Below are 25,119 nucleotides of genomic sequence, written 5' to 3' on the forward strand. Positions count from 1 at the left end.
TTTACATCACCAACCCTTGCAAATAAACAAATGTGAAGATGAAGATCCAAACAACGTCAAGGAAGTGCCAATACAGTCCGAAGATGAATGCTTTGCGGGCTGTCACAGTTGTCAGTCCTCGCTTCAATATTTGGATGATCAATAGGATCGCCCAGCCAATTCCGATTGTGACGTGCAACCCGTGTGTTCCTAGCAAAACGAAGAAGCTGGAAAGAAACGCACTTGTCTGCATCGTTGCACCTTCATGGACATAGTGCATGAACTCTCGAATCTCCATGAAAAGGAATCCGCCGCCAAGAAGCAGTGTGAAAATCAGCCACATAAGCATGCCTTTCCTATTGCTGCGGCGCATTTCAAAGATCGAAATTCCCATTGTAAAACTGCTTGTCAAAAGCAGGAAGGTTTGAATCATGACATCTCTTACAATAAAGATATCCTTCTGTGTCGGTCCGCCGGCATACCTTTCACCGAGCACTCCATATACTCCGAAAAGGGTAGCGAAGAGCACGATTTCCGCACCAAGGAAGACCCAGAAACCGAGGATATTCATCCTGTTTTGCTCTGTCTGGTATTCAAGCGGCAATGCGGCATTGACTTTAGCTGACATGGTTCTTCACTCCTTTGTTCGCGCCTTTTCTCCATTTACTTTCTGTTTCAAAAATTTCATCCTTGTGAACATGGAAGCCTTCATCATAATCGAATGAACGGAAAGCCAATCCGGCAAAAATACCAAGTGCGGCAATACCGGCTGCGATTGTCCATTCAAATACTAGCAGGAATCCTGAAATTCCAAACACGACACCCATGTAAATCGGGATCCATGTGTTGCTTGGCAAGTGGATTTCTTCTATTTCATCTTCAGTCAAAGGCTGAAGTTCATCAGTCTTTTTCATGTGCCAGAAGGCATCAAGCTTCGTAACCTCAGGAAGGGAAGCGAAGTTATAATGCTGTACGGGTGTAGCCGTAGCCCACTCAAGCGTTCTTGCATCCCATGGGTCATTGCCGATATTGCGGTCAGCATTACGTGCGCTCCAATAAATGTTGTACACAAGAGCCGCAAAGCCTGCCGCAAGAATCACTGATCCAACAGCAGAAATCATCATCAATGGACCGAACCCAGTTTCAGCTGAGTATGTGTACGCGCGGCGGACCGCACCGTCTAGTCCAAGGAAGAACATTGGCATGAATGTCACGTTGAAGCCAACTACGAACAACCAGAAGTGCCATTTACCAATCTTTTCGTTCAGCATATATCCGAACATTTTAGGCCACCAGAAGTAAAGGCCTGCAAAAATAGGGAACACTACACCAGGAATCAGTACATAGTGGAAGTGTGCTACCAGGAATAACGTATTGTGATACTGATAGTCAGCAGCAGCCATTGCCAGCATGACGCCAGTCACACCGCCGATAACAAAGTTAGGTACGAACGCAAGTGCCCAGAGCATCGCCGTCGTAAATTTGATCCGTCCTTTTCTCATCGTAAACAGCCAGTTGAATACCTTGACCCCGGTCGGGATGGCAATTGCCATTGTTGTGATCGAGAAGAAGGAGTTTACTCCTGCACTGTTTCCCATTGTGAAGAAGTGGTGAACCCATACAAGCATACTTAAAACCGAAATCATCACAATCGAAATGACCATCGACTTATAGCCATACAAAGTTTTACGGGCAAAAGTCGAAATAATATCTGACAGCATACCGAATGCCGGGAGCACTACGATATAAACTTCTGGATGTCCCCAGAGCCAGAACAGGTTCGCCCAGAGCATATCCATACCGCCGCCGGAGATGGTAAAGAAGTGTGTACCGAATGTGCGGTCAAATGTCATCAAGGCAAGCGCTACTGTAAAAATAGGGAAGCTGGCTACGATGATAATCGATGTGATGAATGATGTCCATGTGAACATCGGCATCTTCATCAAGGTCATGCCTTTAGTTCTCATTTTTAACACTGTGACAACGAAGTTAATACCTGTCATCAAAGTACCGGCACCCGCAATTTGCAGGGCCACTGCGTAAAAGTTATTTCCTATACCCGGACTGAATTCCTTCCCGGCAAGAGGGAAGTAGGAAGTCCAGCCGGCATCAGGAGAACCCCCGATAATGAATGATATATTGAACAGCGCAGCACCGCTGACGGTAAGCCAGAAGCTAAGAGCGTTCAGCTGTGGAAAAGCAACATCGCGCGCTCCGATTTGCAGCGGAATCACAAAGTTCATGAGACCGATCAGAAGCGGCATCGCAACAAATAGAATCATGATGACGCCGTGAGTGGTGAATACCTCGTTATAGTGCTGGGCATTCAGGAAGTCATTTTCCGGAACGGCTGTCTGGCCTTTCATCATCAAGCCATCAATACCGCCGCGGAGGAACATCACGACGCCAAGCAGGATATACATAATCCCGATTTTCTTGTGGTCAACAGTCGTGAACCACTCTGTCCATAGGTAATTCCATTTTTTAAAATAAGTGATTCCGGCTAACGCACCGACCATTGTCAGGGCAATCCCGATTTGCGACGCGAAAATCAGTGGATCACCGGTTACAAAAAATTCATCCCATTTAATGCCCACTGTGGTCACCCCCGTGTGAATCTTCAGTTTCAGATTCTTTATGGTTCATATCTTCATTGTTTTCGTGATTTGAATGCTCAGTGTTTCCATCTTTATTTTTGTAATTGTCCTTGTCTTCAAAGATTTTTCCTGGCCAGCCATGTCCTCTGTCGTACATTTCTGGATTTGTGTAGTTCTTTGAATGTGGATCAGAGTGATCGACCCACTCAAGGTGCGTGTTTGAGAATGTCTTGCGGCCAAGGTGGGAAGGCTCAAGCATTTTCTCATACTCTTCCAATGTCATTTTTGGCGCTGTTTCTTTTACATCTTTAATCCATTGTTCAAATTCCTTTTGGGTTTGCGAAAGTACTTCAAACTCCATGCCCGCATATCCCTGGCCGTTGAAGTTCGTATTCTTGCCGACATAGGATCCAGGATTGTCTGCGACCAGATAAAGCTGTGTTTCAGCTTTTGCCATCGTGTACTTCTGTCCTGCCAATGCAGGAATCCAGAAGCTTTGCATTGTGCCGGCGGAAGTCAGCCTGAAATCAATCGGGCGGTCTTCAGGAATGTTCACATAGTTGACTGTTTCGATTCCTTGTTCAGGGTAGCTGAAGATCCATTTCCAGTCAGCAGATGTCACGTTAATGACCAGAGGTTCTTCATTTTCATAGCCTTTTGGTACTTCATCTATCGCATAAATTGTTTTGACCGTAGGGATGGTCAAAGCAACAATGATCAAAATCGGAATCACTGTCCAGATAATTTCCAATACTGTGCTGCCATGTTCTTCAGGCGGCTCGTAATCCATGTTTTCTTTGCGTTCACGATACTTCCAGACGATGAATCCGAATAGACCGAAAACAACGACTGTAACTAGTAACATCAGAGCAATTGAAAAGTTGATTAGCTCAAGAATTTGCCTTGCGATTGGTCCCTCTGGGTTGAAAACCACCATATTGTTTTCACAGCCGCTAAGCAACAGCATAGCCATGATTGAGGTGAGGGAGACCAAAAATAATTTTGATTTCTTCATCACTGCAGCTCCTTTCAAATATCAACCTTGTTCATTCTATCACAAACTTATGTTCATTTGTTCACAAAGATTTCGAAATTACTCCAGAAATGAACGGTAAGTTGTGGCAAAAGGTGTGATAAAAATCACACTGCTTTATTTGTAATCATTCTAACATGCAAATTGTTACGGTTTTGACGACAAATGTGAACAAATTATGAAAACAATAATTGTCAACTTAGTGAATTTAGAAGAATGTTTATTGACGAAAAAAGCAGGACCCTCAAATGAAGGCCCTGCTTTGCATGCTTAAGATACTTTATTTCTCTCGATATATGTCTCCAATGCTGGATGGAATTCCTTTTCATAATGGCCTGACGGACAAGACTTAATGATGATCGTCTTGCTTGAAGGATGGTCTTTAACTTCCAGCGCTTCTTTACAACGTGGGCATTTTTCAACAAAAAGGTTCATACTCAAATCCCTCCAATAATTCCTATGAGTTTAGTATGAATTAAATTCACACTAATTTCAATGGTTAATAAGACCAATTGTGATAACATTGAAGATATTGTTAAACCGAAAGGAGCTATCCAAATGCAACAAGCTGTTTCGCTTTTACATAACAACAAGGTGATGAGAGGGATGGAACATATCCCTTCATTAGACCAGAAGAAGGCTCCTGCTGTTATTCTTCTGCATGGCTTTACCGGTAGCAAGCTAGAGCCTCATCGTTTCTTTTTGAAGATTTCCAGGGCACTCGAAGATCTAGTAATTGCCAGCTTCCGCTTCGATTTTTTAGGGAGCGGAGAAAGTGATGGGAATTTTGAAGATATGACTGTTTTAAATGAGTTAGCAGAAGCAGAAACGATCCTACAGTATGTTCGTTCGCATCCCAATATTGATGAGGAAAAAGTGATTGTTCTTGGATTCAGCATGGGAGGATTAGTTGCCAGTCTCCTCGCTGGAGATCATCCAGATAAAATCGAGAAACTCATTTTACTCGCTCCTGCTGGCAATATGGCAGAGAAAGCAGAAGTCATGGAGAAAAATTCGGCCTATATAAAAGAGGAGGACGCCTTCGACATTGGCGGGAATTTAATAGGAAAAGATTTTATTGCTGAATTAAAATCCATTGATGTATGGGAAAGGGCGAAATTTTTTAAACGTGATGTTTTGATCATTCATGGGTCAAGGGATGAAGCAGTATCGATTGAGGAATCCAAGACTTATCAGGAGAAATGCTACCAGGGGAAGGCAGCGCTACATATCGTGACAGGAGCAGACCATACCTTTAGTTCGTATCAATGGGAAAAAGAAGTCATCGAGAACATTTGTAACTTTATAAAATAGAACCTTTGGAGGTGCCTCACATGTTAAAGGAGAATTTATCAGGACAAACGGTTATTATTACCGGTGCAAATAGCGGTATCGGCTTTGAAGCTGCCAGAAAGCTTTCTGAAAAAGGAGCACACGTCATCCTCGCTGTGAGAAATGGGGAAAAGGGAAGGGCTGCTGTAAATTCCATTCTGCAAGGAAATAGTGAAGCAAGCGTCGAATTGATGAAATTGGATCTTGCTGACCTTTCGAGTGTCCGCAATTTTTCATCTGCATTTATCGAAAAATATGATCACCTACATATATTGATCAATAACGCCGGGGTGATGATTCCTCCATACGGCAAGACAAAGGATGGGTTCGAGCTTCAGTTCGGCAGCAATCACCTCGGACATTTTGCGCTAACAGGGCTTTTACTGCCGCTTCTGAAAAAGACACCAGGATCCAGGGTTGTCACTTTAAGCAGCATCGCTCACCGTGGAGCTTCGATTGACTTTGACAATCTGGACGGCTCTAAAGGTTACAAAGCGATGAAGTTTTACGGGCAAAGCAAGCTGGCAAACCTGTTATTCGCAAGGGAGCTGGATAACCGCTTAAAACTGCATGGCATCCAAACAATCAGTGTTGCCTGTCACCCGGGAATATCAAATACAAATCTATTCAATTTAGGAAAAGGAGAAACGCCTAAATATATGAAAGGACTGATGAAACTGTTTTCCCAGCCTGCAGCAATGGGTGCCCTACCGACGATTTACGCTGCAGCGGATGACAGCTTGACGGGCGGTGAATACATCGGACCAGACGGCAGGGGGAACAGAAAGGGTTTTCCGGCAATTGAAATCCCTGCACCTGGAGTTTTCAATGAAGTGACAATGAACAGGCTATGGTCAGTATCAGAAGAGTTGACCGGGGTGCAATTTGATTTTTAGAGACTCTATAAAGAGTCTTTTTTTTATATTAAAATAACAATATATTTGTAAGCGATTTCAAACCGTGAGAATTCATTCCTTTGAATAAAAGATAATTATAATTCATACTTTGTTCAATATTTCACAAAGTATTATTCTTTTTATGTGTTAATCTTTAATTAGAAAAGGAAAAGGAGTGATAAAAATGATGTATTGTGAATTCAAACCCTTCTCAACCGATACTGAAACATATACCCAGGAAATGTTTGAGGAAGTCATCGGCGATGAGTTCGAAGCGATGATGTATAAGGAGGATCATGAGATACCAGCATACATCTGGACAGTCAACTTCGTTATCATTGTTAAAAGAAGCACTAAATTTGTTACGGACATCAGTTTTGAGAAAATACCCAGAAATCCAGTTTGTGAGTAATTTTTTTGACAGCTCTTGTGAAAATATTCACAAATAAAACTTACTTCCACATCAATGAACCTAATTTAAAACTCCACAACATATGAACTACATAATTCTAGCAGTTGAACCAAAAAAAATGAGGAGGTCCTGAACATGGGGACAATCGAAAAAGTGGTAAAAGAGCAATCATCCGTTTCAAAAATGGTCGATAGTCTTTTAGAAAAAGGTTTAAATGCATTAGCGAAAATGCGGGAGCTTGACCAAGACGCAGTGAATAAAATTGTAAAAGAAATGGCACTGGCCGGACTTGATCAGCATATGCCACTTGCTAAAATGGCGGTTGAAGAAACAAAACGTGGTGTTTATGAGGATAAGATCATCAAGAATATGTTTGCAACTGAGTATGTGTATCACAATATCAAATACGATAAAACGGCGGGCATCATTGACGAAAATGAGCATGAAGGAATGATAACGATTGCTGAGCCTGTCGGAGTGATCGCCGGGGTGACGCCGGTAACGAACCCTACCTCTACCACCATGTTCAAAGCGTTAATCTCAATTAAGACAAGAAACCCAATCATATTTGCTTTCCATCCGTCCGCGCAAAAATGCAGCAGTGAGGCAGCGAGAATTCTCCGCGATGCAGCCATAAGAGCTGGTGCACCCGAAGATTGCATCCAGTGGATTGAGAAGCCTTCACTGGAAGCGACACAATCACTGATGAACCATCCGAAGATTTCTCTGATCTTGGCTACTGGCGGTGCGGGGATGGTGAAATCCGCGTACAGTTCAGGAAAGCCAGCATTAGGTGTTGGACCAGGGAATGTGCCTTGCTATATCGAGCGGACTGCTAATGTGAAACGCGCAGTCAATGACCTGATTTTATCAAAAACTTTCGATAACGGAATGATCTGTGCTTCCGAACAGGCGGTCATCATTGATAAAGAGATCTATCATGATGTAAAAGCAGAAATGATCGCCAATAGCTGCTACTTTTTAAATGAAGAAGAAAGGTCGAAGGTTGAGAAACTTGTCATCAATGAACACTCATGTGCAGTGAATGCAGATATTGTAGGGATGCCGGCCCATAAGATTGCTGAAATGGCAGGTGTGAAAGTGCCTGAAGAAACGAAAATCCTTATTGCAGAGCTGAAGGGTGTCGGTGCGCAATATCCGCTTTCCCGTGAAAAGTTAAGCCCTGTGTTGGCCTGCTATAAAGTGAATGGAACCGAAGAAGGTCTTAAGCGGGCAGAAGAGATGCTTGAATTCGGCGGGCTTGGCCACTCTGCAGTCATTCATTCCACTAGTGATGAAGTTATAAGAGCATTCGGATTAAGAATGAAGGCAGGACGTGTCATCGTAAATGCTCCATCTTCCCAGGGGGCGATTGGTGACATCTATAATGCCTACATGCCATCCTTGACACTTGGCTGTGGAACGTACGGCGGGAACTCGGTTTCTACGAACGTCGGTGCCATCAACCTGATCAATGTGAAAAAAGTTGCGAGAAGGAACGTGAATATGCAGTGGTTCAAGGTCCCATCAAAAATCTACTTTGAAAAGAACTCAACCCAGTATCTTGCGAAAATGCCAAAAATCTCGAAAGCTTTCATTGTCACGGATCCTGGTATGGTGAAGCTTGGATATGTTGATAGAGTCCTTTATCACTTAAGAAAGCGCCCTGATTATGTACACTGTGAAATCTTCTCTGATGTAGAACCAGATCCATCTATTGAAACGGTCATGAAAGGTGCGGAAATGATGTCGAGCTTCCAGCCAGATGTCATCATTGCATTGGGCGGTGGATCAGCGATGGACGCAGCGAAAGGAATGTGGCTGTTCTATGAATATCCTGACGCAGATTTCCATGGGTTGAAGCAGAAATTCCTTGATATTCGCAAACGGATCGTCAAATACCCGCAGCTTGGCCGCAAAGCACAATTTGTTGCGATCCCAACAACATCTGGTACCGGATCAGAAGTGACATCTTTCTCGGTTATTACCGATAAAAAGGCCAATATCAAATATCCGCTCGCAGACTATGAATTGACTCCTGATGTCGCGATTGTCGATCCGCAGTATGTCATGACTGTGCCAAAACATATTACTGCCGATACAGGAATGGATGTACTGACACATGCCATTGAAGCGTATGTAAGCTGCATGGCAAACGACTATACAGACGGCCTTGCGATTAAAGCCATCCAGCTAATCTTTGAGTATTTGCCAAGAGCGTATCGAAATGGGGAGGATGAAGTGGCGCGGGAGAAGGTCCACAACGCCTCAACAATTGCAGGTATGGCGTTTGCCAATGCATTCCTGGGAATCAACCATAGTTTGGCGCATAAGCTCGGAGCAGAATTCCATATCGCTCACGGCCGCTCGAATACCATCTTGATGCCGCATGTCATCCGTTATAACGCAACAAAACCGAAGAAATTCACGGCATTCCCGAAGTATGAAAGCTTCGTCGCCGACCAGCGTTACGCGGAAATCGCCCGGATCCTAGGCCTTCCATGCCGAACCACTGAAGAAGGTGTAGAAAGCCTTGTCCAGGCAATCATCAAATTAGCAAGGGAAATGGATATTCCAATGAGCATCGAGGCAAATGGTGTAGACAAAGCTGAATTTGAAGCAAAGGTAGACCTGCTTGCAGACCGAGCCTTTGAAGACCAGTGTACAACAGCAAACCCTAAGCTTCCATTAGTTTCAGAACTGGCTGAAATCTATCGACTGGCCTATAAGGGAGTTTAATAGAAAGGTAAGAGGTGGATGAAAACTTTCCACCTCTTTTTTTCTGTGATTCTTTTCCTATTATTATATGAGATGCACTGAAAAACTATCCTATTTACCCAGTGAAAATAGTAATAATTTAACTAGTTTTTATTTTTAGAATATTATATTATTTACCCCGGACAAGGAATTTATTTATCCGGGAGGTAATGTATGAAAAAGAAGCCCTATCTTTCCATCGCATTAGCCACAGGTTTAGCACTAAGTTCTCTAGGAGCACCAGCCGCTTTTGCTAAGCCGGCAGAAACTCCGAACCAGGTACAGCCATTCAACGTTTTTGACAATAAGGTCCTGAATCAGATCAATGTTGAAAATATCTACAATAACATTGAATACCTTTCAAGAACACCTCGTGTTGCCGGTACAGAAGCCGAGCATAATGCGATTCAGTATGTCAAAGAGCAATTCGAGTCATACGGTTACGAAACAGAGCTTCAGGAATTTACTTTTTACGGATATACTGCACCAAACACAGTTGAATTGACGGTAGATGGTTATACAGGTGAAATCAATCCGAAATCCTTTACATATGGGATGGATGGTTCTGTTGCAGGTGAAGTGGTTTATGCAGGATTAGGACAAGCAGCAGATTTTGAAGACGTAAATGTAACTGGTAAAATCGCATTAATTCAGCGTGGTTCGATTTCATTTGCTGATAAAGTCCTGAATGCAGCAGCAAACGGTGTAGCGGGAGTCATCATTTTTAACAATGCACCAGGAGATCTTAACGGAACATTTGGTGCTCCAAATGACGCCTATGTACCGGCTGTGGCAATAAGCCAGGAAACTGGACAAGCATTATTGGACAAGCTAACCAACGGTGAAGCTGTAACAGCTTCAATTAACATCGAGGGTGCAGAGGCCGGAATGAGAACATCCTATAATGTCATTGCCACGAAAGCACCAACGAATAAAAATAAGGCAAAAGACGGTATTCTCGCAATGGGAGCCCATCATGATTCAGTTCCTGGAGCACCAGGAGCAAATGACGATGCATCTGGAACAGCAATGACGCTTGAACTCGCGCGTGTCATGAAGGATTTGCCGACGAATATGGAAATGCGCTTTATCACTTTTGGCGCTGAAGAGCTGGGCTTGATTGGATCTCGCTATTATGTTAGCCAGCTTTCGGAGGCTGAAAAAGACCGCTTTGTTGGATACTTCAACATGGATATGGTTGGTAGCCGGGATGCAGGGGATCTGGTCATCAATACACCGGACGGAACCAACAACATTGTTTCGCAAACCGCTCAGGCTTCCAGTGAACGTTTGAATGGAGAACCAACTCCGATCCAGCCAGGGGGAAGCAGTGATCACGTATCGTTCTATGAAGGCGGTATTGCTTCGGCTTCGTTTATCCATAGACCTCTTGAGCCGTGGTATCATACACCAGAAGACACGATCGATAAAATCAGCAAAGAAAAACTACAGGATGTAGCAGAAATTGTAGGTACCGCTGTCTATGATCTTGTCCGTCCAGAAAACCAGGGACCAAAAGCAAATAGAGGGGAAGAACAAAAGGTTCCGCACCTATATTATGAGGAACAAATTAAATAAGCCTTTGATCGCCAGGTTCACCAGTTTAAAGGTGGACCTGGTTTTTATTTTTCTGAAATTATAATGTTGCCTAAGCTGGCATCTTGCAGGCATAGAAGAGCCATTGTTGTTTTACAAAAGGTCTAATTTCCTCTGTATAAAATATATATATACAATAACTAATTATTGCTTGGAGGACCTATGAGCCGGAAAAAGAGCGTGAATTCGATGGGTGAGGCCAGAAGGATTCTTGGCGAGGATTTTTTTGAGGCAGTTTCTGATATCCTTCCTCTTGTCGGACCGAGAATCGATATGTTCCAGGGGGAAAATGAACTAGTTATAGTAGCTGAATTACCCGGTCTTGTGTCTCAGGACGATGTTCAACTATCATTGGAAGGGTACCATTTATCCATAAAGGGAGAGTTAAAGCGTCCTTATGTGACAGATGATGATAAACTTCTGATGAATGAACGGGTGGAGGGCCCTTTTGAACGAAGGCTGAAAATCCCTCATCATTGTGACCTGGAGCTGATTCAGGCCGACTTTTTCAATGGTCTTCTATTTATCCGGATTCCATTCGTCCAACGACATTCCACCCATAATCGAGAATCAATCCAGATCAACTTCCATAGCTGACCAGGAGATGATGATATGACGAAAATTAACCTTAAAAATATAAGCATAAACTCTGTCAGCAATAGCTCAGCAGTGAATACAGGCGTAAATGTGCATCATAACTGGAAGCATCGGGGCAACAGCTCGGAGGGATTTGGAGTTATAGAAGGTAAATCAAACAGAATTTTCAACAACACAACCTCTTCACACCGAAAAAACGGAGAGAATCGAAATGGATAACCAAGATCTCGTTAAGATGATCCAACATCTCAATGAAAAAATGGATTCCATGCAGAAGAATGAATACCATTTTCATATTGACAAACTGACAGTCGAACACCTTCAATTGGAGGAATTAGCCTATCATCTTGAAAAGATTGATATAAAAGAACTTAGCGGAATGATGAATTTAGGAAATATGTTCAGTCCCGATCTCAAGACAGTAAAATCCCAATCAAAAAAACCTTTTGAGAAGAAGTCTGATAATGAACGAGATCAACCACCGAACATCAGCAGCAAACACCAAGATGAGAAGAGGGACGAACCAGCTTTAAGTGTTGTAATCAATGGCAAAGAAATTTTTCCGAATGGAGGGAGGAGTTAATTTGAAAACATTAAGCCCTGTCTTTTACATAGGGACTATCCAAATCGGGACTGTCCAGGATGCTTCATGTGTGAATTTCGGCAACAGTTTCCCAAAGGATTTTACAAGTCAAAAAAATCAAAACCAGGGCTTCGGAAGTATTAGTGGGGATAATAATGATATACATGACATCATATCAAGGCTTACTCAAAGAAATATCGCTGAAATCTTCGGAGATACAGGAGGAGATGAACAGCAGCCAGAATGGCTCGAAAATCTTTTGAAATCCCAGCAGGTCCAAATTGAACAAGAATGAAGAGGCCCATCGTTATGAATCGCGGGGCCTCTTTTTTAATGCAACAGATCATCTCTTTTATCAATATACAAATTCCCATCAGGCTGTAGTTCTGCATAAAAGACATCCTCTACTGATTGGACACCGGCCTGTTGCAGCTGCGTCTCCAGCCAGCTTTGATCCTTCTTCATCTTTGAGAGATTTTGGGCATTCACTTGTCCATCAGATACCAATTCTGTTGATAGCGGGACAAGTTTATCGGTAGACATCGTTATTTGCAAGTCACTTTTTGTAACGGTCTGTTTGCTATCCTTTTTCAAGACAGAAAGTTTTCCATCTGTTTCAAAAATGGCATAATCGACATCATTCATGGAAAAAATGCTCTTCTCACGGAGCATCGCTTGTAGAGTGTCTATGTCAAGACGCGTCTGCCTGAGAGCATCCTCCATTATCTTTCCTTTTTTCACAACAATCACCGGGTCGCCCATCAGCAGCTTCCGGACTTTTTTGGATTTTAGATGAATTTGATCGGTTAAAACTGTAAAAACGGCCCATCCTAGTAACGCAATAATTCCATTTGTTATACTTACGCTCGGATTGACTACAAGTGCAGCAGCTATAGACCCAAATGCGATAGCAGATACCAGGTTGAAAAACGTCATTTGGCTGATTTCTTTTATGCCAGACCATCGTGCCATGGAAAATAAGACAATAAAGCCAATTGCGATTCTGAGCAATAATTCTAACTGATTCAATCATGATCCCGCCTTATCTATTGTTTTCTAAATTATTTGCTAAAAGGCGGATTACTATTCTATGTGACAGATTTTATGATTTCAATTTCTTTGTCATCTTTAATGAAACTAAAATTGCGGACAAGTTCATTTTTATCTCCTATTACTGAAAAACTATTATTTGTTTTTGTAGTCGAGAGAAAATTCAAACTTACATTTGTTCCGAAAAATACTCCGGATGAACTGGAGATACTATTGATATTAATTTTTCCAAAGGTAATTTTAATGGAATTCATCATTTTTAAAAAGCCTGCCCCTGACTGGTCGGCTGTATATCCGGATCCGCATTAGGCAGGTCGACTCCATCATTGTCACTGATGAAATGCATGTTTCCGAAGTAAACATTTCCCTGGCCTGTGCCAAAAATGCCGTTGTTTTGCTTGGTTGGTGAATTCCATCCGGTTTGTGCATTACCACCGATAAAGACACCAGCATTACTTTGCATCGAATTGACATTTATTGAATTAAATAAAACGCTATTTGCCATGTTTGATCCCTCCCTGAAAAAAGGCCTTTAATAAAATTATTCGGTCCGCGGAGGATATGTGAATTTTGCTTGGTATAGTGAGCAGGGATACAGTTTTAATAGGAGTGGTCGAATATTGAGGGAAGAGGGAGGGATTATAGACAGAACAAAAAGAAGGTCCCAGAGGAACCTTCTTCATTTTACAAAACTAATATTATAGTTTTGTTACGTTAGCAGCTTGTGGTCCGCGAGCGCCTTGCTCAACGTCGAAAGATACTTTTTGACCTTCGTCTAATGATTTGAAACCTTCAGATTGGATAGCAGAGAAGTGTACGAATACGTCGTCTCCACCTTCGCGCTCGATGAATCCAAAACCTTTTTCTGCGTTAAACCATTTTACTGTACCTTGTTCCATTTCTTGTTACCTCCCAGTGCATTTGCACATTATGTTACTATCCTTGCCCAAAGTGATCATTAAGACGAAATAATTTCTATCCTTTACACCGAACAAAAATAATTCTACTTCATCATAACAGATACTGGAATCAATAGCAAACATTAATGGAAGATTTCATTCTAATTGCCTATTTATGCCCCAGCACTCGCCAATTATTCTCACAAGCAGCTCCGATTCTCCCATGTCTCTGGTTATATTCTGCTCTGCCATGTCTGCCGATGGTAGTTGGGAGGGACGCTGTATGATCAGGAGGCCGCGACACGCGAAAGGATCAGCGCTAAAGCTGTTCTTTTTTCTATTTTATATAATACCTTGAGAGCAAAGCTAAGTATGTAACGCCTGATATTTAATGGTTATATATGGTATCATCAACTTAAAAGGATTTAACATGAGGGGGATTGGAAATTGATTAAAAAAATGAAAAAGTCTTCAACAGACAAGTCTATAAGTGGTGTTTGTGGAGGCATTGCTGAGTATTTTGGCATATCCTCTTTTGCGGTGAGACTATTATTTTTATTATTACCTGGCGTAAACATTCTAATCTATTTAACTCTAACTAATACGATGGCTGATCAGCCCCCGTCTTTATATTAAAAAAACTGGTGCCTCAATCCAAGGTGATTGTAGCACCAGTTTTTAGTATCTTTAGCTTAATTGATCATGGATCATTTGAAACTTTTACCAATCGAGAACGTACTAGTACTAGATGGTGTAGGGAAGGTGAAATAGTTTATGCTTCAAAACCTTACTCTTGGCCAAAGTTCAATCTTCACTATAAATGAAAAGCAGCAAATTATAAAGGTGTGGTATTCATGAAAAGGGTTATGTTTTTATGCATTTTATTAGCTCCGATCATCCTATGGGGATGCAGCCAAAATGAGGGGAGGTTTGACCATGCAGCACTCAAAGAAGAATTTAACAAAGAAGGAATCTTCCCAAAGCTTCCGACGAAGTTCCCAATAACCATTGTCGAGTATGAACGGGTTATTCCTCCTCACGAAACAAAAATAAACGAGGTGATTTTCAAAGGAGTAGAAGGAGGAATGCAGTTTTCATTGACTATACAACCAATCCCGGTTGAATATGTCAATTTTGAAGGTGAAAAAGTTAAGGTTAACGGAATTAGCGGTTTCTATACAGCGGGACCAGGTTCATCGATTCATTGGAGTGATGGGGATTATCATTACATATTGACATCTTATATAGATAAAAACGGAACTAAGGAAAAAATGGTTGAAACAGCTGAGTCCTTTGAATAAGAAAATGGCTATCTTCATCAACTACCTTTTGCTAATCTAGGTTGAACAATGGATATTATCTGAATTCCTTATCGAACAGAGAAAGCACGTGTAAGAGACAGAAAATTTCATTCACTCATGTTTTGTTGATTTTTCTCAAGATATTATTAAAGGAGATCCATAATGCCAGTGATTTTAATTAGTCTTTTTTCAGCTATAATTATTGTTATTACGGTTTATTCAATGGTGAAAGTTTTAAGTATCGCCTATAAAAGAGAAGAAATTTCCGTTCTGAAATTTAGAGTTTTAGCAACTTCCTTTATCGCAACAGGTATCTTAGTTGCTGTATTGTTGCCTTTTGGTTATCAAAGGCTTTTCGATTTAATCCTTTAAAATCAAGCAGTATCACAAATAATCAAAAAGCTGCCATCCCATTGAACTTTAACACTTTTAAAACATTCTAAAGAAAGATCCATTATGATCTCCAGTAAAAAAAGGGGGAGTAACTACAAGCCTAAAGGCCTGCAAGCTACTCCCTTTTTCCTCATTGACTCATGAACACACTTTCTTGTTGGTGTGTTTCAGTTAATCCTAATCCCTTTATAGTTTCTAAGCAGCTTTTCTTAAGTGTTTGAAGCTGCCTTTGGATAGGACCGTTTTTTCCAGTCTGTGGCCCATCATGCCAGCGAATACGGCAAGGATAATATCTTTTGGAAGCGGGGCAACCATCCAAAGCCATGCCATTGTATAGGTAAATCCTTCAGGAGCAGCTGCCCAAAATTTATAGGCAAAATACATCCAATTTGTCCCGAATACATAATTGATGACGAGACCGATTAATGAAGCAATAACAAAAGCAGAAAGAGTCCTGTTCTTTTCGACGACTTTGCCTACGGCATAAGCGGTTAAAATGAAAGAAAGAATAAATCCGAATGTTGGACTGATAATAGTAGAAAAACCAGCTCCAAATTTAGCGAAGATTGGGACGCCTACTAATCCTACTAATGCGTAGACAGTCATTGAAATCGCTCCTAATCTGCTGCCGAGGATGGTCCCAGCTAATATGGCAAAGAAGGTTTGCAGTGTGATCGGTACACCCCCAACGACCATGAACGGAACAAAAGAGGTAATATTTGCTCCAATAGCCATCAGGCCGACAAACATAGATGCCAGAGTTAAATCTAATGCTTTGAACTTCATGTGTGATGCTCTCCTTTTACGTAATATACATAAAGAATAAACTTTCCGAATATTTAATGTCAACCTAAAAATATACAAGTTAACAAATAATGATTAAAAGGGACGGAGAAGCTGGGGATGGTTTATTTTAAGAGAGAGTACAACGCAGAAATGTATAAAAACAAGGTGCACGGAAAAAAATCCGTGCACCTTCGCTTATCTAATGCGGTTATTCAATGCCCGTTCTGGCAACGGCCGCTCTATATCCTTGTTTTTGTCTGTTTCTAAAGCGGGATTTTCTTTTGGGTCATCCTTGTAATCTTCAAAAGCGGGTTCTCCCATATCAAGTTTGCCTGGACTAAAAGCATTTGTAGGGTATTTTTTAGTGTGTTTCTTTTCTACGTTATAGCCGGAAATGGAATTGTTAACTGGATGATCTTTTTCGTCTTTAATTTTTTCAATTGAACCAATGGCTTCCTGCTCGTTTTTATATGACTTAAGGATATGCTTTTTTTCAATTTCCATTTCAATCAGCCTCCTATCGGTTTTATTTATATATACCCAGGAAATGGTTCGCACTAACTTTTACAAAATCCCGCTTAACGGTCTTTTTTTTCACAGTTTCTGATAAACTATTTTTAAAAAGAATCTGAAATAGGGAAAAAGGGGATCGTGATTGTGAAGAAAAAGCTAATATGGATAGGGACTGGAACGGTTATGGCGATTTTCATTCTATTGATTGCAGCTGGCAATTACTTTTATAATGTGGCCATCAATCGTGGTGAGGAATCTGTTGACCTTCATGGTGGCGGGAAAAGTGTCACGGCTGCCAAACTGTTAAGTGAAGAGGAGGAGCAGAGGAAGCTGGAGGAAATCACCGACTGGACTGCAAAACAGGATTTTGAGCTGGTAGAAATAGAATCAGAAGACGGACTAAAGCTGAAGGCACGTTTTTTAAAGAATGACACCCCATCAGGTAAAGCAGTGATTCTTGCCCATGGATATAAAGGAAACAGTGAGCAAATGCCTGGGATCACGAAGTTTTATTATGAGCAGGGGTATGATATTCTTAAGCCTGATGCGAGGGGACACGGTCTTAGCGAAGGTGATTATATAGGGTATGGCTGGCATGATCGCAGAGATTATGTTCGATGGTCAAGTTTTTTAGCTGAAGAAGCTGGAGCAGAATCAATTTTCTTGCATGGCTTCTCCATGGGTGCAGCAACGGTCCTTATGGCGAGCGGCGAAAAACTGCCGGAGCAGGTCAAGGGAATCATTGCTGACAGTGGATATACGACGGTTCTTGAAGAATTAAGCCACCAATTGAAGTATCTGTACAAGCTGCCCTCTTTTCCGGTCATGCAGATTACAAGTGTCATTACGAAGATCAGGGCAGATTATACATTCGCTGAAGCGTCGGCAATTGACAGTGTTGCAAAAAATAAACTCCCGCTACTCATCATTCACGGAGATCAGGATGCACTTGTGCCAACTGAAATGGGAAAACGTTTATTTGAGGAAGCTAATAGCGAGAAAGAACTTTGGATTGTGCCGGGAGCTGGGCACACGGAGGCATATACAATTGCTGAAGATGAATATCAAGAAAAATTAAAGGCGTTCTGGAAAAAAGCCATAGGAAATTAGGTGAATTGAATGCAATCAATTGAAAGAATCGGCGAGCGATTTTGGTATATGACGCCGGTTTCTGACACAGACAGGCCAATCCTCGGAATCGTTACAGGCAGCGAAAAAACACTTATGATAGACGCCGGAAATTCTGAGGCACACGCCAGCCTTTTTATGGAAATGGTAAAGGAAAAGGGAGTGGATTTGCCTTCTTATGTAGTTTTGACCCACTGGCATTGGGACCATATTTTCGGCCTGTCGGCGCTGGAAAATACGCTATCCATCTCTTCGACGAAGACTAAGAAAGAAATGGAAAAGCTGCGCCCATTATCCTGGTCCAATGAGGCAATCGATCAAAGGGTCACAGAAGGAACAGAGATTGAATTTTGCGCGAATGCGATAAAACTGGAGTTTCCAGATAAGCGGGACATTACCATCACTCTGCCTGTAATGACTTTCGAAGGTGAAGTTGAGGTCGACCTTGGCGGCATCACATGCTTCATTAAGCATGTGGGTGGCGACCATGCTGATGATTCAGTGGTCATCTATGTCAAAGAGGAAAAGATATTGTTCCTGGCAGACTGCTTTTACCCAGATATTTTTTCAGAAAAAGACAACTATACAGTCAATGGAATCAGGGAATTATTGAATAAACTTGAAGCTTTTGATGCTGACCATTATATTCTGTCGCATACCGGCATCTTGTCTAAGCAACAGTTCGCTGATGAAGTTAAACTCCTTAGGTCTATCGCGGATTTGACTGAAAGGCATAAAGGAGATTCAACAATGATCATCGAGCAATACAGGAACCAAACTTGCAGGGAGCTTACCGAGGACGAACTTGAAACAGTTCATTTTTTCGTCAATGGATATGAAATATAGTAAACATCAAAACACATCTGAAATGGTGTGTTTTTGTGTTTTGTAAAGGGAATATATTATTTGGGTGTTGGGGTAATAATCAGGTGATTCCGACTGGATTAGAAGTTTAGTACAATAGCAAACTAGCCTTTTAAAAAGTATGGACAAAGTATAAATCGGTAAGGAAAACATATATCTCATAAAGGATACAAAAGGAGGAGATATCATGCCAGAAGGAAAACATGAGATTGTCATTGATGTTCCAATCGAACAGGTCTGGGATTTCGTGAAAGACATGGACAACTGGGCGCCATTGTTGCCCGGATATATCAGCCATGAAAAATTGAACGAAAAACAGTCCAATTGGACATTCAAGGAAACTGTAGGTGTATTGAAGAAAAAAATCAGTTTGCAGGTGAGCATCAAGGAATGGATTGAGCCGACTAGAGTGACATTTGATTTGAAGGGGATTAATGAAAACATGACTGGGAACGGATATTTTAACGCAGAAGCGTTGGACAAAAACCGGACAAAGATGACTGGTTATCTGGCAATGACCGCAGAAGGCGCACTTGCACCGGTCATGAATGCCGTAATGAAGACTTCACTGCCGAAAAGCGGGCAAGAACTGACGATCTCAATCGCACAAAAGCTTGAGGAAAGAAAAGTGATTCGATAAAATGAGAGGGAGCCGGCAAACAGCTGGCTCCCTAGTCGGTTTTTTCAATTTTTACAGGTCCGTCAATCCGACCTCTTTTATCAAAGTAAACTAGAATAGAATCACCACTTTCAATATTCTCGCTGTCTGGAATTTTTTCTTTTTTAAAATAAATGCTTTTGCCATCTTTACTTGCTCCGTAATATCCAGAATCATCACTCTCACTGATTGTGTATTCCTCAGCAATATATTGAGTTTCAGTCTCGTTTGAAGCTCTTTTTGCTTCATCCATTTCAACCTTCAAGTAAATCATCAATCCAAGAAGCATGGTCAATAAGAACAGGAACAATACCCTCATCATTCATCCTCCACTGCTTAATCCGTAAACATTATATGTAGAAGGCTTGTCTAAATGACTTAATCATTTAAAAAGTTTGCTATAATGATAGGAAAAACTGCAGGATGGACAGAAGGGTTTGACACATGACGAAACTTTACGAAGCCGATTTATATGAGCCGATCCGCAAGCATTTTATAAAACTAGGCTATCGTGTCAATGGTGAGGTGCACGATTGCGATTTAACCGCTGTCAAGGATGACAATCTCATAATCGTGGAATTAAAACTAACTCTGAATATCGATCTATTGCTTCAGGCTACTAGAAGGCAGCGCCTGACAGACCTTGTTTATATTGCCATTCCTAAACCAAAAAGGATCACCAGGAAACGCTGGAATGATATCACCCAATTGATCCAAAGGCTTGAACTGGGCCTGATTATCGTATCATTTGCTGGTAACCGGAAAAAAGTTGAATTCAAAATACACCCCGAACCTTATAAACGTATGGCAAGCAAGAATACCAGGAAAAAAGCAGCGCTGATCAAGGAGATAGAAGGAAGAAGCGCCGACTATAATATTGGCGGCAGCAGCAAAACCAAGATCATGACTGCCTACAAAGAAAACTGCATCCAAATTGCCTGTTATCTTGAAAAGCTAGGCCAACTGTCTCCGAAAGCCCTGGTTGCTCTTGGAACAGGAAATAAAACGCCTTTGATTCTTCAGAAAAACTATTATAAATGGTTTGAACGAGTGGAGCGAGGCATTTATGTAATTACAGAGCAAGGAAGGTCCGAACTAAAAGACTACCCAGAACTCGTGGAGTACTATTTAAGTAAACTTGATCAGGAATCCTGATTTTATGGAACATACTGTGTAGTAAGTAATCTAAAGGTGGTTTTTAATCGCAAGTGGACTGGGCAGAAACAATGAAGTTTTCTGCCCCTTTTTTTATGCTTTTTCAAGTAGATTCTCATCGATTATCGCTTGTAAAACGTTAAATTCATTTTGATCAATCGCGGTCATTGTTTGAAGGACACTATCAATCAGGAATTTTCTTGGTGAGGATGAACGAAGGATTTCTTCCTCAATGAAATTAAGCTTCCTTACATAATCTATGTTAGTACAATTAAGCTTCTTCATGCGTGAAATAATCGAATGAACTTTAACCCTCCAGTCAAGCTCCTCTGTATTAGAAACGGGCAGCCACTTATCCATAATTTCAGGGGGCACTAATTGTTCCCCGGAAAATACAAGCTCATCCAGCATATTCAGAATTCGAGTGACACTATAGCGTACAACAAGCTGTAAACTGGATGTTTCGCTGGTTGCTTTACGGTGAAACCTGATGTTCTGAAGGAGAATGCCATTAAGCATGATCGCTGCATCGAGAAGATAAGGCTGGGTACTTTCATCAGTTATCTGTCCCAGGCGTTCAGCGAACCAGCGTAACACCTTCAATTGTCCCACCTCGATGAATTGCTTCAATTCTTTGTCTCCCGAGAAAAACACTTCTTCAAAAAGAGGAATGATTTTATTCTCTCGGTTAGCTGTCATATGGTATTCAATTTGACTGATAAAAATTTCTGCGTCTCCAGGATCTTTACCAAGCAACATGCCATTCCGTTCATTCTCCATCTTGCGGAAAGCTGTCCTGAAAATATCCATGAGCAGCTCGTTTTTAGATGAGAAATAATTATAGAAGGTTCCTTTTGATATTCCGCTGTAATCAAGGATATCCTGAATAGAGGTAGCCTGGAATCCTTTTTCTATGAAAAGCTGATGTGCTTTTTCAATAACATGCCTTTTTCTGTCGTTCATTTCATCACCTTGACCTTTTTGTACCGGTTGTATAAAAAATATACTACATCAAATTTTCGGACATTACAAATCCCTTTGTTAAGGTGATTTAAAAACGTTGCAAAAATTGTACCGTTGGTATATGCTAAGTTCTATGCAATTACATTGTTGACAAATTTGTGAACAATTTAGGGGGAAATAGAATGGAACAAAATATGCAGACACCCGACAAACCGCCTTACGGTATACTCGCAGTATTAATTGTTGGAGCTTTTATTGCATTTTTAAATAATACATTGTTAAATATAGCTTTGCCATCCATCATGACTGACTTGAAAGTTGAGGCGACGACAGTCCAATGGCTGACAACTGGCTTCATGCTCGTAAGTGGTGTCATGATTCCGCTTAGTGCCTATTTGATTCAAAAGTATTCGGTCAGACAATTATTCCTGGCAGCAATGGGTCTATTCACAGCAGGTACCATCTTAGCCGGAGCAGCCCACGTATTCCCGCTTTTATTGGCAGGGCGTATGATCCAGGCCTCCGGTACGGCAATCATGATGCCGTTATTGATGAATGTTATGCTTGTTAGCTTCCCGATTGAGAAACGCGGAACTGCAATGGGAGTATTCGGTTTGGTACTAATGTTCGCACCAGCGATAGGTCCGACACTTTCAGGCTGGCTCATCGAGCACTACGATTGGAGGATGCTTTTCCACTTTGTGACGCCAATCGCAGCACTTGTCTTGTTACTAGGATTTTTCATGTTAAAAGATAAAAAAGAAAAAGTGTATATGCGTCTTGACATCATTTCATTATCATTGTCGAGCATCGGCTTTGGCGGGCTTTTGTACGGCTTCAGTTCTGCCGGTTCGAAGGGGTGGGATAGTCCGCATGTATATTTAACCTTAGCAATCGGCGCAATCGCATTGATTGTCTTTATTCTTCGTCAATTAAAACAGGATAATCCGATGCTGAACTTCAGGATATATAAGTATCCAATGTTCGCATTATCCTCCGTGATCTCTATGATCGTGACAATGGCGATGTTCTCAGGTATGCTGCTATTGCCGATTTATGTACAGACCATCCGAGGAATTTCTCCACTGGATGCAGGGTTGATGTTATTGCCAGGCGCGATTGCCATGGCGATCATGTCTCCTGTCACAGGACGATTATTTGACAAATTCGGCGGCCGTGCCTTGGCGATTATTGGTTTGGCCATTACGCTTGTGACTAGTTATTATTTCAGCAAACTCTCAATGGAAACAACGTACACACAGCTAATCATCCTTTACACAGTGCGTATGTTCGGTATGTCGATGGTGAACATGCCTGTTAACACAAACGGACTAAATCAGCTGCCTGCACGTTATTATCCACACGGCACGGCTATGAACAACACTATGCAGCAGGTTTCTGGTGCAATTGGAACAGCATTGCTGGTTACAGTCATGTCCATGCGTGCAGAATCATATGGAAAAGAATTAGCTGCCTCTGCGCTTAAGGAAGCTTCAGCTGCAGGGAAAGCCGTTACACCTGCAGTTCAGGCGGAAATGGAACAGCAGATTGCCATGCAGGCGATGCTGCAAGGAATCAATGACGCATTTTATGTCACTGTTTTCTTATCAGCCATTGCCTTGGTGCTTGCGTTCTTTATCAAACGCGCTACACAGGCAGAAGACACAATTGGCAAAAAAGCCCCAGTTAAGAAGCATAGTCCAAAATTGGTCAATAATTAATTCATTCCCCCTGTTTACAGGGGGTTTTTGTATAATTGGAAGTGAACTAATTCTAATTGAGGAGACCAGACAATGGAAAGAATATCAGAAATGCTCGCGCAAAAGCAGCTTGAGGCCTATAATAAACAAGATTTAGAAGAGTTTTTATCTGTGTATAGTGATGATGTGGTCATCATGGAGTTTCCCGGCAATAAGATAATGACAAATGGTATTGATGAAATGCGATCCAGATATGGCCAGCTTTTTAAAAATCATCCTAATAATCATGCGGAATTATTGGCAAGGATGGTCCATGGAAACAGAGTAGTTGATCATGAACTTGTCACAGGCAGGGAAAATTCAGCGCCCAAAAAAGCAGTTGCCATATATGAAATAGAGGGTGAAAAGATAGCGAAAGTATGGTTTTTATAATTTGTTTAAAAAGAAAGCCAGCACCCCTTTTACAACAAGGTGTCGGCTTTTTTCTTTGCGATGAACTAATATAGATGTTGTTTGAGCCTGTTTTAATCATAAACTGTAAAAGCTGACCATAACAGGGCAGTAATACAATTATAATTTCGTTTTCGAGGGGGATTCTATCCTTAAATAAACAGAAGGGTTACAAAAAGTGACGCAACAGGAAAATAGATAAGACGTCACCTCTATTTTCACAAACTGTTTATTGGAAAGATTGACTTGTATGGTTATTTTGAGATGATGAGCGGGATTAACAGCCACCGCTTGCTGATTGATTTAAAAGACGTAATATCGCTCTTAATTGAAAGGAGGTGTGCCGGAATGCATAAGGAAAAAACGGGTCACAATAGCGAGGTAGCTCAATTATTCGGGCTTGATGAAGAAACAAGTCTGCAATCCGTTAATTTCGCAACAACTGAAACCTCTCTTTTAAATGAACATTTCCAGGAGGAACAGAAAAATAAATAAAAGCCAGGCGTTAGGCCCAGCTTAATTTTGGCGGTTTGCCAATACGGCATCCGCTTTATGCTGTTGTTGGAATTGCTTTAACATTTGACTGGATATTGCTGTATTTCCTGAGGGGTTTGGGTGCACTCCATCACTTGCCAGGTACTCAAGATTTTTACTGTTAATGACATTCGTAGTTTGAACCACGATAGATGACGATGTGCTATTTGCAGCTTCGTAAATCATTAAATTCCACTGAGGCAAAAGCTTATCTGCCAATGAGTAAAATTGGTGATCTGCTGGCATTGGGTTATAAAGTTCTAGAAAGACAATTGTCGCGGCGGGATTCAACTCTCCAATTTTTGATGTGATTTCAGCAAGATTTTTCGAGAACCCTTCCTGCAGGCTGTCAAATGATTTAAGAGCACTATAGATATCGCTCTGTTTAACCATTTTAAGAATGTCATTGCCACCGACATTAACAGTTATGATGTCAGCCTCTTTGATTGCTTCGTCATACACTCCATCCTGAATCAGAACGTTCAGCCTCTCACTGGTAATTCCAATCACACCTTCATTTTGAGAAAGTACCTGTTTACCGGTTTCCACACCCAGCTGGGTGGAGAATTGACTGATGATATTTTCGTCATCTCGGATTCGGTAGCCACGGATAATCGAGTCACCGAGTGCGAGGTGATTGATAGTACTGTCCGGTATGGTCCTATAATAATCTATATAAGTAAGCTTATTGGTCTTTTCAGTTGTTGGTGCATTTTCCTGTTTGATTTTATTTATCTGGTATTGTGGATAATAGATCCATGCGGAAAATGACAGAAGAGCAAGCAGAGACGACAAAAGAAGAATTTTGATGATTTTCATGTTGATTCACTCCTCGATAGTACTTCTATTGTATCAAGGATTTCAAAGGAAATAATTAGGGGGGTATTTCCATTTTTAAAATAATATTAATAATTCGTGATTCAAAAAATTTCGGTTCCTGAAA

General features: G+C 41.3%; 30 protein-coding genes. 18 read left to right on the forward strand and 12 right to left on the reverse strand.

The features are described 5' to 3' along the window. Position 1: 1 nt before the first annotated feature. The 4 genes from qoxC to RH061_RS11160 all read right to left on the reverse strand — a co-directional run bounded on the left by qoxC (position 2) and on the right by RH061_RS11160 (position 4,044). A complete protein-coding gene (gene qoxC / locus RH061_RS11145; RefSeq protein ID WP_311076102.1) occupies positions 2-607 on the reverse strand; it encodes a cytochrome aa3 quinol oxidase subunit III in 606 nt (201 codons plus the stop codon). Further along, positions 597-2,576: a cytochrome aa3 quinol oxidase subunit I gene (gene qoxB / locus RH061_RS11150; protein WP_311076103.1), complete on the reverse strand. Its 1,980-nt coding sequence runs from the start codon at positions 2,574-2,576 to the stop codon at positions 597-599. The genes qoxC and qoxB overlap by 11 nt, the downstream gene beginning before the upstream one ends. Beyond that, complete coding sequence (qoxA, locus tag RH061_RS11155) at positions 2,566-3,591, reverse strand: cytochrome aa3 quinol oxidase subunit II (RefSeq protein ID WP_311076104.1); 1,026 nt, start codon at positions 3,589-3,591, stop codon at positions 2,566-2,568. Before qoxA ends, qoxB begins: the two co-directional genes overlap by 11 nt. A gap of 288 nt (positions 3,592-3,879) precedes the next feature. After that, the gene (locus RH061_RS11160; RefSeq protein ID WP_311076105.1) at positions 3,880-4,044 is read right to left on the reverse strand and encodes a hypothetical protein; all 165 of its coding nucleotides are present in this window, start codon (positions 4,042-4,044) and stop codon (positions 3,880-3,882) included. A 123-nt stretch (positions 4,045-4,167) separates the two neighbouring features. On the opposite strand from RH061_RS11160, the gene RH061_RS11165 reads away from it, so the two are divergent. From RH061_RS11165 to RH061_RS11200, 8 genes are all read left to right on the forward strand, one after another. Continuing rightward, complete coding sequence (locus RH061_RS11165; protein ID WP_311076107.1) at positions 4,168-4,923, forward strand: alpha/beta hydrolase; 756 nt, start codon at positions 4,168-4,170, stop codon at positions 4,921-4,923. Positions 4,924-4,943: 20 nt separating this feature from the next. Continuing rightward, positions 4,944-5,837, forward strand: coding sequence for an oxidoreductase (locus RH061_RS11170; RefSeq protein ID WP_311076110.1), 894 nt, complete (start codon positions 4,944-4,946; stop codon positions 5,835-5,837). A gap of 184 nt (positions 5,838-6,021) precedes the next feature. Next, positions 6,022-6,249, forward strand: coding sequence for a hypothetical protein (locus RH061_RS11175; RefSeq protein WP_311076111.1), 228 nt, complete (start codon positions 6,022-6,024; stop codon positions 6,247-6,249). Positions 6,250-6,378: 129 nt separating this feature from the next. After that, positions 6,379-8,988, forward strand: coding sequence for a bifunctional acetaldehyde-CoA/alcohol dehydrogenase (gene adhE, locus RH061_RS11180; protein ID WP_311076370.1), 2,610 nt, complete (start codon positions 6,379-6,381; stop codon positions 8,986-8,988). 192 nt (positions 8,989-9,180) lie between these two features. Next, positions 9,181-10,584 (forward strand): M28 family peptidase, encoded by a 1,404-nt coding sequence (locus tag RH061_RS11185; RefSeq protein ID WP_311076112.1) that lies wholly within the window; start codon positions 9,181-9,183, stop codon positions 10,582-10,584. Positions 10,585-10,764: 180 nt separating this feature from the next. Next, a complete protein-coding gene (locus RH061_RS11190; RefSeq protein ID WP_311076114.1) occupies positions 10,765-11,199 on the forward strand; it encodes an Hsp20/alpha crystallin family protein in 435 nt (144 codons plus the stop codon). Positions 11,200-11,410: 211 nt separating this feature from the next. Next, a complete protein-coding gene (locus tag RH061_RS11195) occupies positions 11,411-11,782 on the forward strand; it encodes a hypothetical protein (RefSeq protein ID WP_311076115.1) in 372 nt (123 codons plus the stop codon). 1 nt (position 11,783) lies between these two features. Then, a complete protein-coding gene (locus tag RH061_RS11200) occupies positions 11,784-12,077 on the forward strand; it encodes a hypothetical protein (protein WP_311076116.1) in 294 nt (97 codons plus the stop codon). A gap of 35 nt (positions 12,078-12,112) precedes the next feature. Here the strand turns inward: RH061_RS11200 and RH061_RS11205 are convergent, their stop codons facing one another. From RH061_RS11205 to RH061_RS11215, 3 genes are all read right to left on the reverse strand, one after another. Continuing rightward, the gene (locus RH061_RS11205) at positions 12,113-12,811 is read right to left on the reverse strand and encodes a YetF domain-containing protein (RefSeq protein WP_311076117.1); all 699 of its coding nucleotides are present in this window, start codon (positions 12,809-12,811) and stop codon (positions 12,113-12,115) included. Positions 12,812-13,091: 280 nt separating this feature from the next. Continuing rightward, the gene (locus RH061_RS11210) at positions 13,092-13,337 is read right to left on the reverse strand and encodes a hypothetical protein (RefSeq protein WP_311076118.1); all 246 of its coding nucleotides are present in this window, start codon (positions 13,335-13,337) and stop codon (positions 13,092-13,094) included. 193 nt (positions 13,338-13,530) lie between these two features. Then, a complete protein-coding gene (locus RH061_RS11215) occupies positions 13,531-13,731 on the reverse strand; it encodes a cold-shock protein (RefSeq protein ID WP_044392209.1) in 201 nt (66 codons plus the stop codon). A gap of 447 nt (positions 13,732-14,178) precedes the next feature. Here RH061_RS11215 and RH061_RS11220 point away from each other — a divergent pair, with 447 nt between their 5' ends. The 3 genes from RH061_RS11220 (at position 14,179) to RH061_RS11230 (ending at position 15,404) form a co-directional block, all read left to right on the forward strand. Beyond that, the gene (locus RH061_RS11220; protein WP_311076119.1) at positions 14,179-14,367 is read left to right on the forward strand and encodes a PspC domain-containing protein; all 189 of its coding nucleotides are present in this window, start codon (positions 14,179-14,181) and stop codon (positions 14,365-14,367) included. 218 nt (positions 14,368-14,585) lie between these two features. Then, positions 14,586-15,032: a hypothetical protein gene (locus RH061_RS11225; RefSeq protein WP_311076120.1), complete on the forward strand. Its 447-nt coding sequence runs from the start codon at positions 14,586-14,588 to the stop codon at positions 15,030-15,032. 162 nt (positions 15,033-15,194) lie between these two features. Then, positions 15,195-15,404, forward strand: coding sequence for a hypothetical protein (locus RH061_RS11230; RefSeq protein ID WP_311076121.1), 210 nt, complete (start codon positions 15,195-15,197; stop codon positions 15,402-15,404). Positions 15,405-15,620: 216 nt separating this feature from the next. Here RH061_RS11230 and RH061_RS11235 read toward each other — a convergent pair whose 3' ends face one another. Beyond that, positions 15,621-16,211, reverse strand: coding sequence for a biotin transporter BioY (locus tag RH061_RS11235; protein WP_311076122.1), 591 nt, complete (start codon positions 16,209-16,211; stop codon positions 15,621-15,623). Positions 16,212-16,406: 195 nt separating this feature from the next. Continuing rightward, positions 16,407-16,715 (reverse strand): hypothetical protein, encoded by a 309-nt coding sequence (locus tag RH061_RS11240; RefSeq protein ID WP_311076123.1) that lies wholly within the window; start codon positions 16,713-16,715, stop codon positions 16,407-16,409. 153 nt (positions 16,716-16,868) lie between these two features. Here RH061_RS11240 and RH061_RS11245 point away from each other — a divergent pair, with 153 nt between their 5' ends. The 3 genes from RH061_RS11245 to RH061_RS11255 all read left to right on the forward strand — a co-directional run bounded on the left by RH061_RS11245 (position 16,869) and on the right by RH061_RS11255 (position 19,356). Further along, positions 16,869-17,834 carry an alpha/beta hydrolase gene (locus tag RH061_RS11245; RefSeq protein WP_311076124.1) on the forward strand — a complete coding sequence of 322 codons (966 nt, stop codon included), beginning with the start codon at positions 16,869-16,871 and terminating at the stop codon, positions 17,832-17,834. Positions 17,835-17,843: 9 nt separating this feature from the next. Beyond that, positions 17,844-18,698: an MBL fold metallo-hydrolase gene (locus RH061_RS11250; RefSeq protein ID WP_311076125.1), complete on the forward strand. Its 855-nt coding sequence runs from the start codon at positions 17,844-17,846 to the stop codon at positions 18,696-18,698. 205 nt (positions 18,699-18,903) lie between these two features. Next, positions 18,904-19,356, forward strand: a complete 453-nt coding sequence (locus RH061_RS11255; RefSeq protein WP_311076126.1) for an SRPBCC family protein — start codon at positions 18,904-18,906, stop codon at positions 19,354-19,356. 31 nt (positions 19,357-19,387) lie between these two features. Here the strand turns inward: RH061_RS11255 and RH061_RS11260 are convergent, their stop codons facing one another. Further along, the gene (locus tag RH061_RS11260) at positions 19,388-19,696 is read right to left on the reverse strand and encodes a hypothetical protein (protein WP_311076127.1); all 309 of its coding nucleotides are present in this window, start codon (positions 19,694-19,696) and stop codon (positions 19,388-19,390) included. Positions 19,697-19,818: 122 nt separating this feature from the next. Between RH061_RS11260 and RH061_RS11265 the strand changes: the two genes are divergently transcribed. Further along, entirely contained in the window at positions 19,819-20,529 is a 711-nt protein-coding gene (locus RH061_RS11265; protein WP_311076129.1) for a DUF2161 domain-containing phosphodiesterase, read from the forward strand. A gap of 93 nt (positions 20,530-20,622) precedes the next feature. On the opposite strand, the gene RH061_RS11270 is transcribed toward RH061_RS11265, so the two are convergent. Then, positions 20,623-21,492: a TetR/AcrR family transcriptional regulator gene (locus RH061_RS11270; protein ID WP_311076131.1), complete on the reverse strand. Its 870-nt coding sequence runs from the start codon at positions 21,490-21,492 to the stop codon at positions 20,623-20,625. Between the two features lie 182 nt (positions 21,493-21,674). On the opposite strand from RH061_RS11270, the gene RH061_RS11275 reads away from it, so the two are divergent. From RH061_RS11275 to RH061_RS11285, 3 genes are all read left to right on the forward strand, one after another. Next, positions 21,675-23,213, forward strand: a complete 1,539-nt coding sequence (locus RH061_RS11275; protein WP_311076132.1) for a DHA2 family efflux MFS transporter permease subunit — start codon at positions 21,675-21,677, stop codon at positions 23,211-23,213. A gap of 72 nt (positions 23,214-23,285) precedes the next feature. Then, positions 23,286-23,624 carry a nuclear transport factor 2 family protein gene (locus tag RH061_RS11280; protein WP_311076133.1) on the forward strand — a complete coding sequence of 113 codons (339 nt, stop codon included), beginning with the start codon at positions 23,286-23,288 and terminating at the stop codon, positions 23,622-23,624. Positions 23,625-23,990: 366 nt separating this feature from the next. Then, positions 23,991-24,137, forward strand: coding sequence for a hypothetical protein (locus RH061_RS11285; protein ID WP_311076135.1), 147 nt, complete (start codon positions 23,991-23,993; stop codon positions 24,135-24,137). Positions 24,138-24,158: 21 nt separating this feature from the next. Here RH061_RS11285 and RH061_RS11290 read toward each other — a convergent pair whose 3' ends face one another. Next, positions 24,159-24,995: a GDSL-type esterase/lipase family protein gene (locus tag RH061_RS11290; protein WP_311076137.1), complete on the reverse strand. Its 837-nt coding sequence runs from the start codon at positions 24,993-24,995 to the stop codon at positions 24,159-24,161. Positions 24,996-25,119: the final 124 nt, after the last annotated feature.

Origin of the sequence: Mesobacillus jeotgali, from assembly GCF_031759225.1 — a bacterium.
Taxonomy (GTDB): Bacteria; Bacillota; Bacilli; order Bacillales; family Cytobacillaceae; genus Mesobacillus; species Mesobacillus jeotgali_B.

What these genes read in the sequence shown, in the direction of transcription:
- qoxC (WP_311076102.1), bottom strand. Translation starts at nt 607, where the DNA reads ATGTCAGCTAAAGTCAATGCCGCATTGCCGCTTGAATACCAGACAGAG.
- qoxA (WP_311076104.1), bottom strand. Translation starts at nt 3,591, where the DNA reads ATGAAGAAATCAAAATTATTTTTGGTCTCCCTCACCTCAATCATGGCT.
- RH061_RS11160 (WP_311076105.1), bottom strand. Translation starts at nt 4,044, where the DNA reads ATGAACCTTTTTGTTGAAAAATGCCCACGTTGTAAAGAAGCGCTGGAA.
- RH061_RS11165 (WP_311076107.1), top strand. Translation starts at nt 4,168, where the DNA reads ATGCAACAAGCTGTTTCGCTTTTACATAACAACAAGGTGATGAGAGGG.
- RH061_RS11170 (WP_311076110.1), top strand. Translation starts at nt 4,944, where the DNA reads ATGTTAAAGGAGAATTTATCAGGACAAACGGTTATTATTACCGGTGCA.
- RH061_RS11175 (WP_311076111.1), top strand. Translation starts at nt 6,022, where the DNA reads ATGATGTATTGTGAATTCAAACCCTTCTCAACCGATACTGAAACATAT.
- RH061_RS11185 (WP_311076112.1), top strand. Translation starts at nt 9,181, where the DNA reads ATGAAAAAGAAGCCCTATCTTTCCATCGCATTAGCCACAGGTTTAGCA.
- RH061_RS11190 (WP_311076114.1), top strand. Translation starts at nt 10,765, where the DNA reads ATGAGCCGGAAAAAGAGCGTGAATTCGATGGGTGAGGCCAGAAGGATT.
- RH061_RS11195 (WP_311076115.1), top strand. Translation starts at nt 11,411, where the DNA reads ATGGATAACCAAGATCTCGTTAAGATGATCCAACATCTCAATGAAAAA.
- RH061_RS11210 (WP_311076118.1), bottom strand. Translation starts at nt 13,337, where the DNA reads ATGGCAAATAGCGTTTTATTTAATTCAATAAATGTCAATTCGATGCAA.
- RH061_RS11215 (WP_044392209.1), bottom strand. Translation starts at nt 13,731, where the DNA reads ATGGAACAAGGTACAGTAAAATGGTTTAACGCAGAAAAAGGTTTTGGA.
- RH061_RS11225 (WP_311076120.1), top strand. Translation starts at nt 14,586, where the DNA reads ATGAAAAGGGTTATGTTTTTATGCATTTTATTAGCTCCGATCATCCTA.
- RH061_RS11230 (WP_311076121.1), top strand. Translation starts at nt 15,195, where the DNA reads ATGCCAGTGATTTTAATTAGTCTTTTTTCAGCTATAATTATTGTTATT.
- RH061_RS11235 (WP_311076122.1), bottom strand. Translation starts at nt 16,211, where the DNA reads ATGAAGTTCAAAGCATTAGATTTAACTCTGGCATCTATGTTTGTCGGC.
- RH061_RS11240 (WP_311076123.1), bottom strand. Translation starts at nt 16,715, where the DNA reads ATGGAAATTGAAAAAAAGCATATCCTTAAGTCATATAAAAACGAGCAG.
- RH061_RS11250 (WP_311076125.1), top strand. Translation starts at nt 17,844, where the DNA reads ATGCAATCAATTGAAAGAATCGGCGAGCGATTTTGGTATATGACGCCG.
- RH061_RS11255 (WP_311076126.1), top strand. Translation starts at nt 18,904, where the DNA reads ATGCCAGAAGGAAAACATGAGATTGTCATTGATGTTCCAATCGAACAG.
- RH061_RS11260 (WP_311076127.1), bottom strand. Translation starts at nt 19,696, where the DNA reads ATGATGAGGGTATTGTTCCTGTTCTTATTGACCATGCTTCTTGGATTG.
- RH061_RS11265 (WP_311076129.1), top strand. Translation starts at nt 19,819, where the DNA reads ATGACGAAACTTTACGAAGCCGATTTATATGAGCCGATCCGCAAGCAT.
- RH061_RS11270 (WP_311076131.1), bottom strand. Translation starts at nt 21,492, where the DNA reads ATGAACGACAGAAAAAGGCATGTTATTGAAAAAGCACATCAGCTTTTC.
- RH061_RS11275 (WP_311076132.1), top strand. Translation starts at nt 21,675, where the DNA reads ATGGAACAAAATATGCAGACACCCGACAAACCGCCTTACGGTATACTC.
- RH061_RS11280 (WP_311076133.1), top strand. Translation starts at nt 23,286, where the DNA reads ATGGAAAGAATATCAGAAATGCTCGCGCAAAAGCAGCTTGAGGCCTAT.
- RH061_RS11285 (WP_311076135.1), top strand. Translation starts at nt 23,991, where the DNA reads ATGCATAAGGAAAAAACGGGTCACAATAGCGAGGTAGCTCAATTATTC.
- RH061_RS11290 (WP_311076137.1), bottom strand. Translation starts at nt 24,995, where the DNA reads ATGAAAATCATCAAAATTCTTCTTTTGTCGTCTCTGCTTGCTCTTCTG.